This window comes from Thermovenabulum gondwanense (assembly GCF_001601575.1).
Classification (GTDB): Bacteria; Bacillota; Thermosediminibacteria; order Thermosediminibacterales; family Thermosediminibacteraceae; genus Thermovenabulum; species Thermovenabulum gondwanense.
Map to the genome: position 1 here is coordinate 83,572 of NZ_LOHZ01000023.1, position 16,951 is coordinate 100,522.

A 16,951-nucleotide genomic window follows, 5' to 3' on the forward strand; every position below is an offset into this window, starting at 1 on the left:
TTTTACTAACTCTAAAGTTAGTAACTTATGAGTTAGTAAATCTAAAGTTAATATTTTTTTATGAGGTGATATTATGTTTATAGGCCGGGAAGAAGAATTAGGTACATTAAACAGGTTATATAAAGAAGATAAATTCCAATTTGTTGTAGTATATGGAAGAAGAAGAGTAGGAAAAACAACTTTACTTAAAGAATTTTGCAAGGATAAACCTGCTATCTTTTATGTGGCTGAAGAGTACAATGACAAAATGGCCCTTCAGTCCTTTTCGGAAAAAATCCTCTCATTTTTTGGATTAAGCGGCTTTATTAGCTCTTTTGAATCCTGGGAAAAGGCATTTCTTTTTTTAGCAGAACGAGCAAAAGAAAGGCGAATATTGCTGGTTATAGATGAATTCCCTTATATTGTAAATGCAAATAAGGCCATACCTTCTCTTCTACAAAATCTTATAGATCATAGCTTAAAAAATACCAAGCTGTTTTTGATTATCTGCGGTTCATCCGTAAGTTTCATTGAGAAAGAAATTTTAAGCTATAAAAGCCCTCTTTACGGTCGCAGAACAGCTCAAATGATGATAGAACCCTTTAATTTCTTCGAAAGCAGAAAATTTTGCCCAAATTTCAATTTTGAAGATCAAGTAACTGCTTACGGAATACTGGGTGGTATTCCTCAATATTTGAACAACTTCGATGATGCAAAAGGAATTTATGAAAATATTAAAGAAAAAATTTTAGATAAAGTATCCTATCTATATGAGGAACCAAAGCTCCTTCTGAAACAGGAAGTAAGGGAACCGGCGATGTACAACTCAATAATAGAAGCCATTGCCAGCGGCAGCAGCAAATTAAATGAAATAGCCACAAGGGTAGGAACGGATACGGATAAATGTGCTAAATATATTTCTACATTAGTTGATTTAAAAATAATTGAAAAATTATCTCCCGCTGAAATAAAAGAAAAAAGCAGAAAAAGCATATATAAAATTAAGGATAACTTTTTTAGATTCTGGTACAGATTTGTGTTCCCGAATAAAGACCTCATTGAAATGGGGCTTTCGGAGGAAGTTGTTGAAAATAAAATAAAGCCCTATATTAGTGAATACTTGGGCGGGGTTTATGAAGAAATTTGCACGGACTATCTTAAGATATTGAATAAAAATAGAAAACTGCCTTTCATATTTGAAAAAATAGGCAAATGGTGGGGTAATAATCCTTTTAAAAAGCGTGAAGAAGAGATAGACATAGTGGCTTTTGATAAAAATAATATATTACTTTGTGAATGTAAATGGAAAAATTCAAAAATGGATAAAGACGCCCTGGATAGCCTAATTGAAAAGAGCATGTTATTCAACTACGGCAAAAAATATTATTTTTTGTTTTCAAAAAGCGGTTTTACAGAAGAATTGGTTAAATATGCAGGTAGTGTTAATAATGTGTTTTGGATAAAAAATGATGAGATAATTATCTAAATAATTATAAAAAACATCTCGATAATACACATTATGAAGAAACAGCATGGTCATTTCCGAAGCGGGGAAAACCTTGCATTAAATGCTATGAAGTCCGAAGGAAACATAAAAAATACGGAAGTAATTGAAGTTAAAATCGACGAAAAGAAAAGTAAAAAATACTTGGATGTTATCTAAAAAAACCCGGTAGTATTTACCGGGTTTTTTATTTTTTGTTTATTTATGATATAATATTTGAAATATAATAAATATTTATTCGAGGAGGCGGGCATCATAAACTTCGGTTCACGTCTGGATTTGTTGATGAAAACCCTTGAGGTTTCAAATATCCAGCTTGCCAAAACATTATCCATAGATCCTTCGTTAATTAGCCGCTGGAGAACGGGAGTCAGGCAGCTGCCAAAAAAACATAATAATTATTATATAGAAAACATATCTTTGTACTTAGCCCGTAGAGCCGAAAAAAACGGATTAGAAAATAAGTTGAATAACCTTTTTGGATTTGAAAAGGATGTTTACCAAAGGATAGTAGCCTTTATAATAAAATTTATGACTGGCTAAGCGGTGAATAAAGTAATTTTTACTTTTTCTCCGGCATCAACATAATGGCTATTGAAGTAATATACCCCTCTATCTCGTTACTTTTCCCAACGTCTAACTGATAAGTATATCCTCCCTTACTTCCGAAAGATGTAAAGCTTTCGTCGGTAACCGTTTCATTGGTCACCTTTGCGCCTTCCAGTACTTTTTTATAGTAGTCCATTACAATTTTTACATCGTCCTTTGAGTATGCTGTAATGGTAAAGCTACCATCCAGTTCTAACGCATTAAAAATTAAACTATCCTTGTATATAGGAAACACATCAGCCGGATACTTTTCAGGAATTTTTGCGCTTTTTCCACCTTCACTCACATTCATCTGAGCTGTCGGGTTTTGATTTTCTGTTGAAGTCTTTTCTTTCTCAATAGAAGTGTTTTGCTGAGATTGGGTATTTGTTTGTGCCTGGTTTTGTTCATTCTTTGAGCCTCCGCAGGCCGATAAAAGTATCAATGTAAAAACAACTATCAAAACTAAAAGAGGTTTTCTCATATATTTTATTCTCCTTTCCTCGAATTTGCCCTTTCGGACAATTCAAGGATATCAGTATTAAAACAGACAGGCAATTTCCTTTAAAAATTTGTCATTGACATTTAAAATTTTTAATTTTTATGAAGGAATTAACGAAGATTTGTGGAATATTTTAACAGCAAAAAATTATATAAAGGGTGATTGGTATGGGTTCTTTTACCTGTGAAATATTAGTCGGTCATTCTCATTCAAATCACGGCGGAATTATCCCGACGCACGTTTTATTTTTATCGGAAAACGATCGGCCTGCGTGGATTTTAAATTCTTTAAATCTCTTTTCTAAATCAAACAATGCATCTAATGTAAAAACAAAAGAAATAGTCTGGATTCCTACGATTGAAAATATGTTAGAAGATGCCCTTTTAATGTTAGGAATATATGTTCTAAAGGATAGCAGTTTAATTGATGCAGCAAAAAAATTCTTCAAAAAAGATATATTCGGTGATAGGCTCGAGCTATATGAGGATATCGAAAAAGAGAATTTATTAAAACTTTATAAGATGTGCAGAAACATTGACATAAGATACAAAATCGTAATAACCACTTTAGATGGTTCTTCGATTAACGAAAAAGCTCTAAAATGCTTATTAAATTATTCAATGGATGTAGAAGTATGTAAATCAATTTACCGCAGAGAATACAGCGAATGGACGGGGGATTATATAGTAAAGGGGGAGTTAGTCGGGGAAAAGAAATGATATTGTAACAATTAATTAAGTTTAAAAATAAAAAAGCTCTCCTTGATGGCAATATTTTATAAGAAATTTCATCAAGGAGAGCTTAATTTTTATAATATTATCAAACCTTATCTTTCTTTAGCTTAAAGATTATTTCTTAAAACAAGGACTTCTTTTACTCCACTTTAAACTTATTCACCGATTCGGTCATTTCCCGGGCAATGTCGGTAAGGTTTTGGGCGGTAGCCGCTATTTCTTCAGTGCTGGCGCTCAACTCTTGTGCCGAGGCTGAGACCTCCTCGGCTGAAGCGGATATTTCTTCAACCACCGAAGTTATGCTTTCAGCCTTTGACAGCACCGTATCCTTGGATTTCACGGTTTCATCTAAAGCGAAATAAGTATCGTTTATTAGAGGTGCGATATTGCTGATAGAGCTAAGTATGTTATCGAAGGATGTCAAAGTATCCTTTACTGCTGATACCTGGGAATTCAGCATATCGTACACCCGACCGGAAGTGCTGGATACTTCTTCTGTTTCCTTTCCTATATCGTTTATTAATTTTTTAATTCTCACCGATGAGGATTTGGTTTCTTCTGCCAGCTTCCTTATTTCCGAAGCTACTACTGCAAAACCTCTTCCTACTTCTCCCGCCCTTGCAGCCTCGATTGCTGCATTTAACGCCAGTAAATTTGTCTGTTCCGCAATTCCGTTAATAATTTCGTTTATTTCTCCCACCTGAGAGACCGAAGAAATCAGATTTTTTACCCTGGATGTCACTTCTTCGAAAGCCTTTCTTATATTTTCTATGCTCCGTATCAATCCATCCAGTACATTCTTACCTTCATCTGTTTTTTCCTGAGCGTTTTCAGAGCTTTCTTTTACGGCCTTCAATTTCCTGTACACATTATCAATATTATCGGTAATGTTTTTTATTAGTGCCACAATTTCCTGACTATCCGAAGCCTGATTTGTGGTGCCTACCGAAACCTCCTGAATGGTTTTTGCCACTTCTGCCGAAGATGCCGCGATCTCTTCTGCTGCGGCACTTAAAGATTCGGAGCTGTTAAGCAGCCGGGATGCGTTTTCCTTCATATTTTTTACAACTATGCAGACATTTTCTCTCAATATTTCTACTGCATGGGAAAGTTCTCCAATCTCATCTTTATACCTTAAAAATCTTTCCGGTAGTTTCCTGGAATAATCTCCGCCGGATAAATTTTTTATATACTGCACAATTTCAATTATCGGATTTGAAATGCTCCGGCTTACAAAATATGTAATCAGAGCAGCCAATATCAAAAATATCGCGGAAATAAAGAGGAGTGTTTTCCTTAAAATTCCTACGGAACCAAGAATTTCAGATTCCAGGACATTAACTCCAATTATCCAGCCCGTATCGGGCATATAGCAATATCCCAAGTATTTTTTCTGTCCCTCAAAGGTGTATTTGCCAAATCCCATGGATTTTTCGGAAACAGCTCTTTGAATAATACCTGCCAGTTCGGCGTATTCGGGCTTTGTTCTAGCCATTTCAATGTAGTTTTCCCTGTTTTGCACCCTTTGAAAATCCTTATGAGCTATTATTGTCCCATCCCCGGAAAATATTATTCCGTATCCCGTTTCTCCGTATTTTACATCGGAAATAATATTTGAAAGCTTTTTGGCATCCACCGTTCCTATTACCGCTCCGGATATCCTGCCCGATAAATCCTTCAGCGGCACGGCATAAACCACTACAATGGAACCGTCATCCCTGCTAATTAAAGGTTCGGTTACCACCCTTTGCCCCGAGAGGGCTTTTTTAAAATATTCTCTGTCGGATACGTTTATTACTTTTCCATTATTTAAATATAAATCTCCATTTTCTAAAGTTATACCCACCGTTTTAAAGTCCGTATCTCCCATTTTTCTTTTTACTATTTCAACTTTTTCTGCCATTGGTGTACCAGCATCCCTTACTTTTTCATCCATTGAGACAGTTGAGAGTAATGTTAACCTGTGCTCTATTCTCTGGGCTATCGTCTTTGACACTTCATACGAAATATTTACAAGGGCTTTTTCCACTTCCCCGGTGAGGGATTCCCTGGCAAAATAATAACCGGCAAAGGAGAGGGCTGCCATTCCGATAAAAATGATAAGCGTGAAAAGCAAAATCATCTTTGTTTTTATGCTTTTCATTAAAATCCCCCTTTATGTCGAAATCTGTAGTTATTTTACCAAATAATATTTTTTATGTAAAATTTTGCTTATAAGTTACTCTTTCAAATATATGAAAAAATCATTATTTATTAAAGAGTAACTTCAAATTTTAGAATATTAAATGTTTGTTAATTATTAAATGCAAACACTCGTTCTATATCGAGCACCGACCGGGATTCCCCCGGCTTTTTCTTTTTCTTTCTAACCCCTTTATAATTAGAATTGTCGCGCGGCAATAAAATAAATCGGAGGTGACAAAAATGGTGAACGTAACTCCTATCAACGCGGTTCTGGAAATCCATGTGGAAACCGGCCTTGACGATCAGGGAAAGCCGGTGGTGAAAACCAGGTCTTTCAGAAATCTCAAAACCGATGCTCAGGACCAGGATGTAATGGATGTAGCCAAAGCCTTAGCCGCCTTACAATCGTACTCGCTAAAGGCGGTAAGAAAGACCTTAGAAGTAGAACTAAGCGAAGTTTAATCAATTAAAAATAATTAACACGGAGGTGAAATAAATGACCAGTAATTTGGAGCTATCCTTTCAGAATTCTGCCGGCAAAACCGTAAGATTTACCCTGCCCGAGCCCAAGCAGGACCTTACTCCTGAAAACGTTCAAAATGCAATGAACCTGATAATTTTAAAAAACATCTTTTCTACCTCGGGAGGAGATTTAGTAAAGGTACTGGGAGCGCGGATAGTGGTAAGGGATGTCATCGAAGTTATACCAACGGCATAAAAAAAGCGGGGTTATCCCCGCTTTTTAAAATCCTTTTTAATTAACAAAATGAATAAAATTTTCATAGTCTTATAGAAAGGAAGGGTTTTTATGGAAGGACTGGTGGCTCAGGTAGCCAATGTGGGGTTTCCCATAGTTGTCTCAATCTACCTTCTCGTAAGGATTGAGTCAAAAATGGAGAGCCTCACATCGAGCATTTTCGAGCTGGCCAAAGTTATAGAGGGAATAAAGGAACAAAAAAATTAACGGGAGGGAATTACATGGATAGGCTTTACCCACGCTTTATCGTTTTGCACCATACTGCCGGGTCTGACATGTCGGCACTGGAAATTAACAGAATCCACGCAAAAAGAGGTTTCGGTGTGAAAATTACTTCTCCGGATTACCTGGTCAAGGAATATATTGAAAAAGGCTACCCGGCTACTTCCGATGGAGGAGTGATAATCAGTATTGGATATCATTACCTCATCAGGGCGGATGGCAAAGTAGAGCCGGGAAGGCCGGATTTTGCTCCAGGAGCTCACTGCAGTGCTGGCGAAATGAATGTTAGGTCCATCGGGATTGCGGTTACCGGAAATTTTTCCTCAAAGGATAATCCTGACGGCAAAAAAGGACACATGAAGCCCACCGATGCCCAGATAAAGGCCTTAAAAGAGCTCCTGATATACCTGATGGATGTTTATAAAATCCCGAAAACAGGAATATTGCGGCATAAGGATGTGGTGGGGGCGGCTACCGAATGTCCGGGCGATCGGTTCGATTTTAATATTTTTTCCCTTGCTTAATTTTTAATTTCTATTATATAATTATAATAGAACATATGTTTGGTAATATGTATGAAAAGGGGGGACTTTTGGTGGCAAAAGAAAATTTCGAAGCTTTAATAAATGAAGGCATAGCCGCTCTTATTCCCATATATGAAAAAGACCAGGGGAATACCAGTATAGTCGTTTTAAAAAATGGAAAGGAAATACGCGAAAACAGAACGGTAAAAGCCCTGATTTCCCGTATGGCAAGGCATTTCGGAAAGGATTTGACCTTAATTAGAAAGGAATACGGAAGGGTTATCCACAGAAGAAACGGGGTCCCCCTCCCTTTATCCTCTTTTTACATAATGATCCCGGTAAAATTCAGGGAAAAGCCCTTTTCGTTAAACGACGGCACCTTAGGCTATGTTTCCTTTTATGAAATAGAAAAGGTTAAAGAAAAGGATAAAAAAAGGTCGTTAATCCTTTTCCGCTGCGGTAAGGAGGTAGAAGTATATTTATCCCTTTCCACTGTAAACTCTTACCTGAAGGATGCAAAACTTGTCTCAAAAATTAATGAGGATAAAGAAAACATGGAGAATAAATTAAGGGTAATAGAACTCCTTTCCGAACTATTTTCTAAGTCCAGCTAATTCCACAATTTTTTCCGCAATTTTGTAATTTGGGAGGACGAATTCCGCTCCTCCCTTTTCTATTGCAGCTCTCGGCATTCCGAATATTACTGCGGTCTCCTCGGATTCTGCAATGGTCCTTCCTCCGGCTTTTCTTATTTTAACCATTGCTTCTGCCCCATCGGAGCCCATGCCCGTCATCAAAACTCCTATGGTATCTTCCCCGAATATTTGCAGTATTGAATTCATAGCCACATCTGCGGAAGGCATAAATCGGTGTTTAGGATAATCGGTAAGGTTTATTACGGGAGAATTTTTATCCCCCTCAAGAAGGAGGTTATAACCCCCTTTACCGACATAGCACACACCTTTCTCTACCTTCATTTTGTCCTCCGCTTCCACCACTTTTATTTTACAGCTTTCGTTGAGCCTTTTTGCAAACTGATTGGTAAATGCGGGAGGCATATGCTGTATCAAAAATATTGCGGCATTTATGTCAGGGGGTATGTAAGGTAATACTTCCATAATATTTTTTGGTCCTCCCGTGGATATGCCTATGACAACGGCTTTTAGCGAATTAGAAGTAGAGGTACTATATTTTATATCCGAAAAATCTCTCTTTTCGCGAATTGCCATTGAAAGCTCCCGGAATCCGTTTTTAGCCGCAGCTTTTACTTTTTCAATAATTTCTTCGGAAAGGTCCTTTAAATTTATCGATATGCTGCCTCCGGGCTTTGGTATAAAATCAAAAGCACCGGATTCCAATGCTTTAAGAGTAATGTCTGCCCCTTCCCTGGTTATGGAGGAAAGCATTATTACTCTGCCGAGTTTCTCCTCTTTAATAATTTTCAAAGCCTCTAATCCATCCATTTCTGGCATGTTAACATCCATCGTTATGACATCGGGCTTTAGTTTTCTTGCCTTTTCAACGGCATCTTTCCCGTTTCTTGCAGTATCTATAACCTTAATTTCGGGGTCACTTTCTAAGATATCCTTTATCATAAGCCTCATGAGTGCAGAATCATCAGCTACGAGTACTTTTATCATTATCTCTCACCCCTTTCTTACCTATTATTATATACGATTTTCGACAAGGTACAAAGGCAAAAAATAAACCCTTTCAAAAATGAAGGGTTAGTCGCTTTCAAAATATTTTTTTATCCTCCTTTGAAGAGCGAACCGGCTAATACCCAAAAGTTTTGCAGCTTTTGAAATATTGCCCCCGGTTTTTTCAAGTGCCAATTTTATATGGTATTTTTCCAGCTCTTCCAGGGGTATTACATCGGTTTTTGGGTATTTTTCTAAAACTATATCATCTATCGAACCCCTCATTTCAAGGGGCAGTTCTTTTTCGGTAATATATTCTCCTCTTGCTATTATAACCGCCCTTTCTATAATGTTCCTTAATTCCCTCACATTGCCCGGCCAGCTGTAATCTAAAAAAATTTCCTTTGCCTTTTCGGTAAAACCTTTGATATTTTTATTGAATTGGGTATTGAAAACCTTTAAAAAATGTTCCGAAATGGGTAAAATATCTTCTTTTCTTTCCCTTAATGGTGGAATCTTAAAGTTTACAACGCAGAGCCTGTAATATAAATCCCTTCTGAAATTTCCCCTTTCTATTTCCTCCTTTAAATTTCTGTTTGTAGCAGAAATAATTCTTACATCAACAGGGATGTAGTTTAATCCTCCAACCCTCCTTATTGCCTTTTCCTCCAAAAAACGAAGGAGCTTTGCCTGAAGTTCCAAAGGGATTTCTCCTACTTCGTCAAGAAAAAGGGTACCTCCGTCCGCCAGTTCAATCAAACCTTTTTTTCTTTCCGTTGCTCCCGTAAAGGCGTTTTTCTCATAGCCAAAAAGCTCGCTTTCAAATAAATTCGCAGGAATTGCACTGCAGTTGATGGGAATGAACGGTTTTGTCCTTCTGTCACTGCTTTCATGTATCATTTTTGCCATTACCTCTTTGCCCGTGCCCGTTTCACCTTCAATAAGAATGGGGCAGTCGGTATTGGCCATGTTTTCTATTTGAGAAAAAAAATTTAATATTTCATTATCTTTAGTTATAAAAGCACTTTTCCCCTGCAAAGATTTAAGAATATGGTTTTCCTCCAAAAGAGCTTTTTCCTTCAAGGCCTTTTTTAGAGTAATCTTAAGTTCCTCAAGGTCAAAGGGCTTTGTAATAAAATCATATGCTCCCTTTTTCACTGCCTCCACCGCAGTTTTTGTATCTCCATATGCGGTTATTAGTATAACTATCGTATCCCTTTCTATAGCCTTGATTGATTCCATTACCTTTATGCCATCCGAATCGGGAAGGCGAAGGTCAAGAATAACCACATCGGGTAAAAATCCCTTGAATTTCTTTATTCCTTCTTTTGCAGAAAATGCGGTATCAACTTCAAATCCTTCCGATTTTAGCGAGATTTGAAGGGCTTTGCAGATAGCCGGTTCGTCATCTATAATTAGTATTTTTTTTGCTTTCAATATTAACCACCTGCTTTTTAGAACTTAAAAATAATTTCTATACTTTATTATAAATATCCTGCTAAAATAAAAAAAGCAGGCCATATTTTGACCTGCTTTTAATTATATTCAAATTATATTATTTTTAATGCTTTCAGGATCATCCTTATACCTAAAATTATCGTAAATATAACAATGAAATACCCCAAAATATTTGATGTTGCGTTGTTTACATATTCGTTCATTATATTCTTTTTGTTCATAACCATCAGCAGTAATACAGCGGAAATTGGAAGTAGTACACCGTTTATTGCTTGAGCAAAAACTATTATCTGTACCGGATTTGCTCCCATGAACGCCACAAAGGCACCTACGAGCATTACTATTAACCATATTAATCTAAATGTAGAATTTTTGAGGTCCCTTCCGAGGCCCAATACTCCTGTAATAGCAAAAGCCGCTGCCATAGGTGCGGTGATAGCCGAGGAAATGCCAGCACCGAACAGTCCCAAAGCAAAAAACCATTTTGCCCAGGGGCCAAGTAAGGGTTCCAACTGGCGAGCCATGTCAGCAGCGGACTTTATAGTGACGCCCTGACCAAACATGGATGCGGAGGTGATTATAATAGCTATTGATATAATTCCGCCTAAACCTATAGAGATTATGGAGTCTAACCTTGAATCCGAAATGGCTTCTTTTTTATCCTTTTCCTTACCCCATCTTTCAGCAGCAGCTGACGAGTGCAGGTACAGGTTATAAGGCACAACCGTCGTACCTATAAGCCCCAGAGTAACGACAAGGGCACCCGCCGGTATTCTCGGTATGAAAAGCCCTGACATTACCTCCGACCAATTTGGGGAGATAACGATTGAAGTGATTACGAAAACAACGCTCATTAAAATTACAAGTCCGATCAAAACCTTCTCAATAAGCCTGTAGCTTCCCGTCCACAAAAGAAGACTTGCAACCACTGCAATTATAGCAACCCACAATTTTCTGGTGCCACCTAATATAACTTCAAGACCCATCGATGCCCCGCTGATATTACCGCTCTGGAATGCAGAGTTGCCGATACCTAAAGCGGCAATAACCAGAGCAATAACAAGGTATTTTACTCCCGGATTCTCGGCAAAAGCCTCCCTTATTGCATCTCCGAGGCCTCTATTGGATACTATACCTATTCTTGCAGACATTTCTTGCAGGATTATTGTTGCTATGGTAGCAAAAAGCATTGCCCACAAAAGGGTATATTTGTAGTTTACGCCCGCAAGGGTACATGTGGTAACGGTTCCCGGTCCTATAAATGCCGCAACGACTATCGCTCCCGGACCTATGTTTTTTATTTTTTGCCAAAATGTCTTTTTTTCCACCTCATTAACCTCCCTTTTTTCAATGGATTTTAATAATGTAGTTTTTTAAAGGTTTAACTTAGGGATAAAATCCCTCCTTCACCTCCCGTAAAATAAATTAGTTTATCAATTATTTTTGTTATTTTAGTTTTGCAAATATCATTCCAAAAATAAAAAAGCCCGTTTTAGCAATATTCGGGCTTTTATATAATAATGCAGCTAATCATAACTTTGTTAGTTTCCGCTCATAGTGTGCGATATCGCACAAGGAAATGATATATAAAATGATGTACCGTTGTTTTCTTCACTTTCTACTTTTAATTTGCCGTTATTTTGATTTACCAGAACCTGAACCACGCATAGCCCCAATCCCGTACCTTCTCCGAAAGCGGTAAAAAAGGGGTTGAATATTTTTGAAAGGTTTTCCTTTGCAATCCCTATTCCGGTGTCCCTTATTTCTATTACAACCTCACCATCCTTTTTTTGTGCCTTTATGAAAATGGAATCCTTTTCCCTGCAGGCTTTCACCGCATTGGATATTACGTTAATTATAATCTGCTTAAGATGAGAAGAATCCACATAAATTTCAAGATCTTTTTCCAAATCTATTTTAAGGTTCAAACTTTTCTTTTTTATCATAGAATCCACAAGGGGTAAAATTTCATTTAAAACATTATCTAAAACTATCAATTCAAAGTGAGGCTCGGAGGGCCTTCCGTAGCTTAACAAATCTGAAATTATCTTATCGATCCTGTTTATTTCGTTATATACCAAAGGGAAAAGTTCTTTTGAAAAGTTGCTTTCTTTAAGGTCTGTCTCTATAACCTGAAGGCAGGATTTTATACCCTGAAGTGGGTTTCTGATTTCATGGGCAAGGGATGCAGACATTTCCCCCACCAGAGAAAGCCTATTTATCTTTTCTATATTCTCTATGTATTCTTTTATTTTTGCTACCATAGTATTGAAAGCATCTTTTAAAGTACCTATTTCATCCTCGCTTTTATACTCCACCTTTACCTCAAAATCGCCCTTTGCCACCCTTTCACATGCGATGGACAGCTTTTTTATGGGTTTTACAATACCATAGGTAAAGAAAAAAGTAAGCTGGGATGCTACGATTATGGATATAATCGCAACAAGTATTGTGTATTTTTGAAGTTCGAGCAGCTTTGAAGAAACAAAACCAGTATAAAGGCTTTCATTATAGTCGGGGAGATAATATAATAAACTTTTAAAAATCTTATAGGATCCGTAATAGGAGGTAAATCCGAGGACTGCCAACGAAAATATTATTATTATCAAAAAAGGTATAAGTATCCTTGACTCAATGCTTCTCATGTTTTTTCACCTCCCCCACAATAAACCCTGCAAGTGATACTATAAAACCGGGCATTCCCGGATGAATCAATTTTATATAAGGAATATTTGCCCTGTTTTGAAGTATAAAAAACAGCATATAAGTAATAAGGCCTGAGAAAAAGGATATTTCAGCACTTAACTTTTTAGGTTTTTTTATAAACATTGTGGCATAAAGCGGTACAAATATTGATGAAGAAAAGATTCCCCATATATTGCCTCCGTATTCGATAAGGTTTTCAGGCGGATTTAAGGAAAGTATCATCGATACGGTTCCAGCAATACCTATTAAAATTCGGTTTATATTCAGGATTTTATCCTCATCGCCGATATTTTTATAAAACCTCTTTAGTAAGTCATTCCAAAAGCTGGTGGATATCAGAAGTAATTCTGAGTTTGCGGTGGATACCGAAGCAGCAATTATCCCTATTAAAAATACCCCGGTTATCCACGAAGGAGCGATACGATTAAACAAGAGCGGCACTATATCATCTATATTTTTGTTTGAACTATCTACAAAAATAGGTATTAGAACCCGTAAACCTATGGACCCGAAAATTACAAAAAAGTAAATCACGGAAAGTATGATTAAAGAATAAACTATCATATTCTTTGCTGTTTTATCGCTTTTTGCAGAAACAATCCTTATAATGTACTGGGGATTGGCAGCAAGCCCTAAACCCCATCCGAAAAATGAGGATAAAAGGTATAAGGGAGGCCTGAGCCCTTTACAAAAAGGATCAAGCAACCCTCCCCTGGGGGTGGATATATTCCAGATTAATAAAGGCGGTGTATCCACATTTAAAGCATTTATATATAAATTGGCCAAACCTTTATTTAACTTAATTATATAGACCGCAAAGATGAATAAAGAAACAAATATAACAGCAGCATTTAATGCATCGGATTTAACGACGGAAAAAAGGCCGCCGAAGGTAGTATAAAAAATATAAAGATACACAAGTAAAAGGGAAAGGCTATAAGGAATATCAAGGAGCATACTCATAACCATACCGAAACCCTTTATTTGCATGGTGATATAAAATACATACGAAATAATCATTATAATGGATGAACTTTTTTGTAAAAGCTGAGAATTATATTTTTCCTGAAAAAATTCAGGAAAGGTGTGAATATTACTTTTCCTAATGGTTTTGGACAGAAAATACAGTAAAACGGCTCCGAAAAACCACGGCAGGATACTGTAAAAAACCGCCGATATGCCGTAAATATAAAGATAGCTGCCCAAACCCAGGATGGAAGCTGCCGAAAACCAGGTTGCGATAAAGGTACCCGTACTGTAAAAGGTATTTAATTTTTTACCCGCAAGAAAAAAATCTTCCACATTGTAGGTATCGTAAAATCCGCTGCGAGTTGAATAAACTATTAAAATCGTATAAATAAAGAAAAAGGACATAAATAAAAATGATTTAACCATAAAAATTCCTCCATTTTTTGAATAAATGTGCAATATCGCACACGATTTGCAAATATCTTAAATTAGTAACTGTATAAAATAATTATAATAAAAATATTTATTAAAAAGAATTCTGCCTATTTAAAATATATATTAATTCTTTTAATAATAATGGAATTTACGGGTATAAATTTTGCAATATAATAAAGTTAAAAATCCTTACAGGGGAGGTCTTAAAATGCTTTTTAAAATCGACTTAAACAGCGACATCGGCGAAAGCTTTGGAGCCTATAAGATAGGAAGGGATGAAGAGATAGTAAAATACATATCCTCCGCAAATATCGCCTGCGGGTTTCACGCAGGAGACCCTAATGTAATGGCAAAAACTGTAAAATACTGCAGGGAATACAATGTAGAAATAGGAGCTCATCCGGGTTTTCCGGACCTTCTGGGATTTGGCAGGAGAAATATGGACGTTTCTCCTGAAGAAGTTAAAAACTACCTTATATATCAAATTGGTGCATTAAAGGCTTTTGCAGAGGCTCAAGGATTAAAGCTTCAACACGTTAAAGCCCACGGCGCCCTTTACAATATGGCAATGAAGGATGCCAAACTCGCAGCAGCAATCGTGGAAGCAATAGGATTGGTGGACGAGGATTTAATCTGCGTAGGATTGGGCAATTCGGAGCTGGAATACTGTGCAAACAAAAAAGGGATTAAATATGCCATAGAATTTTTTGCAGATAGAAACTACAATCCAGACGGCACCCTTGTACCAAGAAGTGCTCCAAATGCTGTCATTCACGATGAAGAAGAAGCATGTAAAAGAATTTTAAAAATGGTTAAGGAAGGTAAGGTTGTGGCGGTGGACGGGAGTGAGGTAGAGGTAAGGTCAAAAACCGTATGCATCCACGGTGATAACCCCAAAGCCGTTGATTTTGCGTCTAAGCTTAATAAACTATTCAAGGAAAACGGCATTGAAATTCAACCAATGAAAAATTTATTCTGATCGGGAGAGATAAAAGATGTACGAAAAACCAAAAATTTTACCCGAAGGAGACAAAGCTGTTCTAGTTGAATTCGGAAACGAAATATCGGAAGAATGTAATGATAAGGTAATGGCCCTTTACGGCTTTTTAAAAGAAAAAAATATTAAGGGAATAATATCCCTTGTACCAACTTACCGGTCCCTTTTGATAAAATATGAACCTCTTACAATCCCATATAAAGAAATTACATCAAAAATAGAGAATATGCTTTCTTCTATCGACAAATCTTCATATAAAAATGCAAAGGTAATAGAAATACCTGTCGTCTACGGTGATGAGTTTGGTCCCGACTTAGAATTCGTAGCATCCTATAATAAATTGACCCCTGAAGAGGTAATAGAAATTCACACAAAGCCCTTATACCGTATTTACATGCTGGGATTTACCATGGGTTTTGCGTACCTCGGTGGAATGTCTGAAAAAATAGCTACCCCGCGTCTTGAAAGGCCGAGGGAAAAAATACCAGCAGGCTCTGTAGGAATTGCGGATAAGCAGACAGGCATTTACCCTATAGAAAGCCCCGGCGGTTGGAGGCTCATAGGGCAGACACCGGTAAAAATTTACGACCCAAAAAACGAGAGACCGATACTTTTGGAGGCGGGTAATTATTTGAAATTTGTAAGGATCGCAAAAGAAGAGTTTTATAAAATAAGAGAGGAAGTAAATAATGGAAAATTTAACGTAAAGACTTATGATTACGCTAATTGATTTTCGGGAGGTATTAGAAATTGGAGGTTTTTAAAGTATTAAACCCCGGACTTTTTACAACAATACAGGACATGGGCCGGTATGGTTACGAGCATCAGGGTGTACCTACCTCGGGTGCTGCGGATGAATTTTCGTTTAAAATAGCAAATATATTGCTTGAAAATCCGGAGAATTGCCCCGCTCTTGAAATAACCATGATGGGCCCGCATTTGGAAGCCCTGAATAAAACATTTATTTCGGTTACCGGTGCACAAATCCCCGTATATTTAAACGGCAATTTGGTCCCTAACTGGTCAGTAATACCGGTAAAAAAGGGCGATACTATTACCTTTGGGCAGTTAAAGTCCGGATGCCGTGCCTATCTTGCGGTAAAAGGGGGATTTGAAGGGGACTTTAAGATGGGAAGCTTTTCTACGTATACAAGGGGAAACATCGGGGGCTACATGGGAAGAAGGCTTTTAAAAGATGATATCTTAAAGGCAAAGGAAACTAATATAGAATGTAAATTAGTAAAAGTAAGGGATGAATACATACCAAAATATCCCTCCTTTATGGAAGTAAGGGTTATTTTGGGGCCTCAGGACGACTACTTCGAAAAGGAAATGATTGATAAATTTTTGAGCTCGGAGTACACAATAAGCAAGGATTCGGATAGAATGGGTCTTCGTTTGGAAGGCCCGGAAATTAAAGCAAAAAAGCACGATATAATAACCGATGGCCTCGTTCCGGGCGCGGTGCAGGTGCCTGCAAACGGAAAACCCATTGTAATGCTTAAAGATGCTCAAACCACAGGAGGATACGTAAAAATTGCTACCCTAATATCCCCTGATTTAGACAGGCTTGCTCAGCTAAAGCCCGGCGATAGGATTAAGTTTAAAGCGGTGACCGTAGAAGAAGCCCACAAGATTTTGGCACAAACTGAGGAAAAAATAAGAATTATTAAAGAAACGGCGGTCCCTTTAAATTACTATAATATTAAAGTAAAAGGTAAGGAATATTTTTCAATAGTGGAGGTTTTATAA

Annotated in this window: 19 protein-coding genes; 12 read left to right on the forward strand and 7 right to left on the reverse strand. The window is 37.2% G+C overall.

The features are described from left to right. Positions 1-73: 73 nt before the first annotated feature. Genes ATZ99_RS03880 through ATZ99_RS03885 form a run of 3 tightly spaced genes read left to right on the forward strand, consistent with a single transcriptional unit; the run spans position 74 to position 2,026 of the window. Positions 74-1,465, forward strand: coding sequence for an ATP-binding protein (locus tag ATZ99_RS03880; protein ID WP_068747933.1), 1,392 nt, complete (start codon positions 74-76; stop codon positions 1,463-1,465). A gap of 33 nt (positions 1,466-1,498) precedes the next feature. After that, positions 1,499-1,642, forward strand: a complete 144-nt coding sequence (locus tag ATZ99_RS11800; RefSeq protein WP_157074701.1) for a hypothetical protein — start codon at positions 1,499-1,501, stop codon at positions 1,640-1,642. Between the two features lie 57 nt (positions 1,643-1,699). Next, a complete protein-coding gene (locus ATZ99_RS03885) occupies positions 1,700-2,026 on the forward strand; it encodes a hypothetical protein (protein ID WP_157074702.1) in 327 nt (108 codons plus the stop codon). A 19-nt stretch (positions 2,027-2,045) separates the two neighbouring features. Here the strand turns inward: ATZ99_RS03885 and ATZ99_RS03890 are convergent, their stop codons facing one another. Next, on the reverse strand, positions 2,046-2,555 hold the full coding sequence (locus ATZ99_RS03890; RefSeq protein ID WP_068747935.1) for a hypothetical protein: 510 nt from the start codon (positions 2,553-2,555) through the stop codon (positions 2,046-2,048). A 185-nt stretch (positions 2,556-2,740) separates the two neighbouring features. Between ATZ99_RS03890 and ATZ99_RS11975 the strand changes: the two genes are divergently transcribed. Beyond that, complete coding sequence (locus ATZ99_RS11975) at positions 2,741-3,292, forward strand: hypothetical protein (protein WP_222927067.1); 552 nt, start codon at positions 2,741-2,743, stop codon at positions 3,290-3,292. A 154-nt stretch (positions 3,293-3,446) separates the two neighbouring features. Here the strand turns inward: ATZ99_RS11975 and ATZ99_RS03900 are convergent, their stop codons facing one another. Next, on the reverse strand, positions 3,447-5,450 hold the full coding sequence (locus tag ATZ99_RS03900; RefSeq protein ID WP_068747936.1) for a methyl-accepting chemotaxis protein: 2,004 nt from the start codon (positions 5,448-5,450) through the stop codon (positions 3,447-3,449). A gap of 281 nt (positions 5,451-5,731) precedes the next feature. On the opposite strand from ATZ99_RS03900, the gene ATZ99_RS03905 reads away from it, so the two are divergent. The 5 genes from ATZ99_RS03905 to ATZ99_RS03920 all read left to right on the forward strand — a co-directional run bounded on the left by ATZ99_RS03905 (position 5,732) and on the right by ATZ99_RS03920 (position 7,608). Next, entirely contained in the window at positions 5,732-5,953 is a 222-nt protein-coding gene (locus tag ATZ99_RS03905) for a DUF1659 domain-containing protein (protein ID WP_068747937.1), read from the forward strand. Positions 5,954-5,987: 34 nt separating this feature from the next. Beyond that, the gene (locus ATZ99_RS03910) at positions 5,988-6,209 is read left to right on the forward strand and encodes a DUF2922 domain-containing protein (protein WP_068747938.1); all 222 of its coding nucleotides are present in this window, start codon (positions 5,988-5,990) and stop codon (positions 6,207-6,209) included. A gap of 90 nt (positions 6,210-6,299) precedes the next feature. After that, complete coding sequence (locus tag ATZ99_RS11565; RefSeq protein ID WP_083947333.1) at positions 6,300-6,455, forward strand: YvrJ family protein; 156 nt, start codon at positions 6,300-6,302, stop codon at positions 6,453-6,455. 14 nt (positions 6,456-6,469) lie between these two features. Further along, positions 6,470-6,994, forward strand: coding sequence for a peptidoglycan recognition protein family protein (locus ATZ99_RS03915; RefSeq protein WP_068747939.1), 525 nt, complete (start codon positions 6,470-6,472; stop codon positions 6,992-6,994). Between the two features lie 71 nt (positions 6,995-7,065). Beyond that, complete coding sequence (locus tag ATZ99_RS03920) at positions 7,066-7,608, forward strand: competence protein ComK (protein WP_068747940.1); 543 nt, start codon at positions 7,066-7,068, stop codon at positions 7,606-7,608. On the opposite strand, the gene ATZ99_RS03925 is transcribed toward ATZ99_RS03920, so the two are convergent. The 5 genes from ATZ99_RS03925 to ATZ99_RS03945 all read right to left on the reverse strand — a co-directional run bounded on the left by ATZ99_RS03925 (position 7,588) and on the right by ATZ99_RS03945 (position 14,193). Next, a complete protein-coding gene (locus ATZ99_RS03925; protein ID WP_068747941.1) occupies positions 7,588-8,634 on the reverse strand; it encodes a protein-glutamate methylesterase/protein-glutamine glutaminase in 1,047 nt (348 codons plus the stop codon). The genes ATZ99_RS03920 and ATZ99_RS03925 overlap by 21 nt on opposite strands. Positions 8,635-8,721: 87 nt before the next feature. Next, a complete protein-coding gene (locus tag ATZ99_RS03930) occupies positions 8,722-10,071 on the reverse strand; it encodes a sigma-54-dependent transcriptional regulator (RefSeq protein ID WP_068747942.1) in 1,350 nt (449 codons plus the stop codon). Positions 10,072-10,184: 113 nt separating this feature from the next. Further along, positions 10,185-11,420 carry an Nramp family divalent metal transporter gene (locus ATZ99_RS03935; RefSeq protein WP_068747943.1) on the reverse strand — a complete coding sequence of 412 codons (1,236 nt, stop codon included), beginning with the start codon at positions 11,418-11,420 and terminating at the stop codon, positions 10,185-10,187. Positions 11,421-11,633: 213 nt separating this feature from the next. Then, positions 11,634-12,737 carry a sensor histidine kinase gene (locus tag ATZ99_RS03940; protein ID WP_068747944.1) on the reverse strand — a complete coding sequence of 368 codons (1,104 nt, stop codon included), beginning with the start codon at positions 12,735-12,737 and terminating at the stop codon, positions 11,634-11,636. Next, positions 12,724-14,193 carry a sodium:solute symporter family protein gene (locus ATZ99_RS03945; RefSeq protein ID WP_068747945.1) on the reverse strand — a complete coding sequence of 490 codons (1,470 nt, stop codon included), beginning with the start codon at positions 14,191-14,193 and terminating at the stop codon, positions 12,724-12,726. Before ATZ99_RS03945 ends, ATZ99_RS03940 begins: the two co-directional genes overlap by 14 nt. A gap of 217 nt (positions 14,194-14,410) precedes the next feature. Between ATZ99_RS03945 and ATZ99_RS03950 the strand changes: the two genes are divergently transcribed. Genes ATZ99_RS03950 through ATZ99_RS03960 form a run of 3 tightly spaced genes read left to right on the forward strand, consistent with a single transcriptional unit; the run spans position 14,411 to position 16,951 of the window. After that, positions 14,411-15,181 (forward strand): LamB/YcsF family protein, encoded by a 771-nt coding sequence (locus ATZ99_RS03950; RefSeq protein WP_068747946.1) that lies wholly within the window; start codon positions 14,411-14,413, stop codon positions 15,179-15,181. 16 nt (positions 15,182-15,197) lie between these two features. Then, entirely contained in the window at positions 15,198-15,929 is a 732-nt protein-coding gene (gene pxpB / locus ATZ99_RS03955; RefSeq protein WP_068747947.1) for a 5-oxoprolinase subunit PxpB, read from the forward strand. A gap of 20 nt (positions 15,930-15,949) precedes the next feature. Continuing rightward, positions 15,950-16,951, forward strand: a complete 1,002-nt coding sequence (locus ATZ99_RS03960; protein ID WP_068747948.1) for a 5-oxoprolinase subunit C family protein — start codon at positions 15,950-15,952, stop codon at positions 16,949-16,951.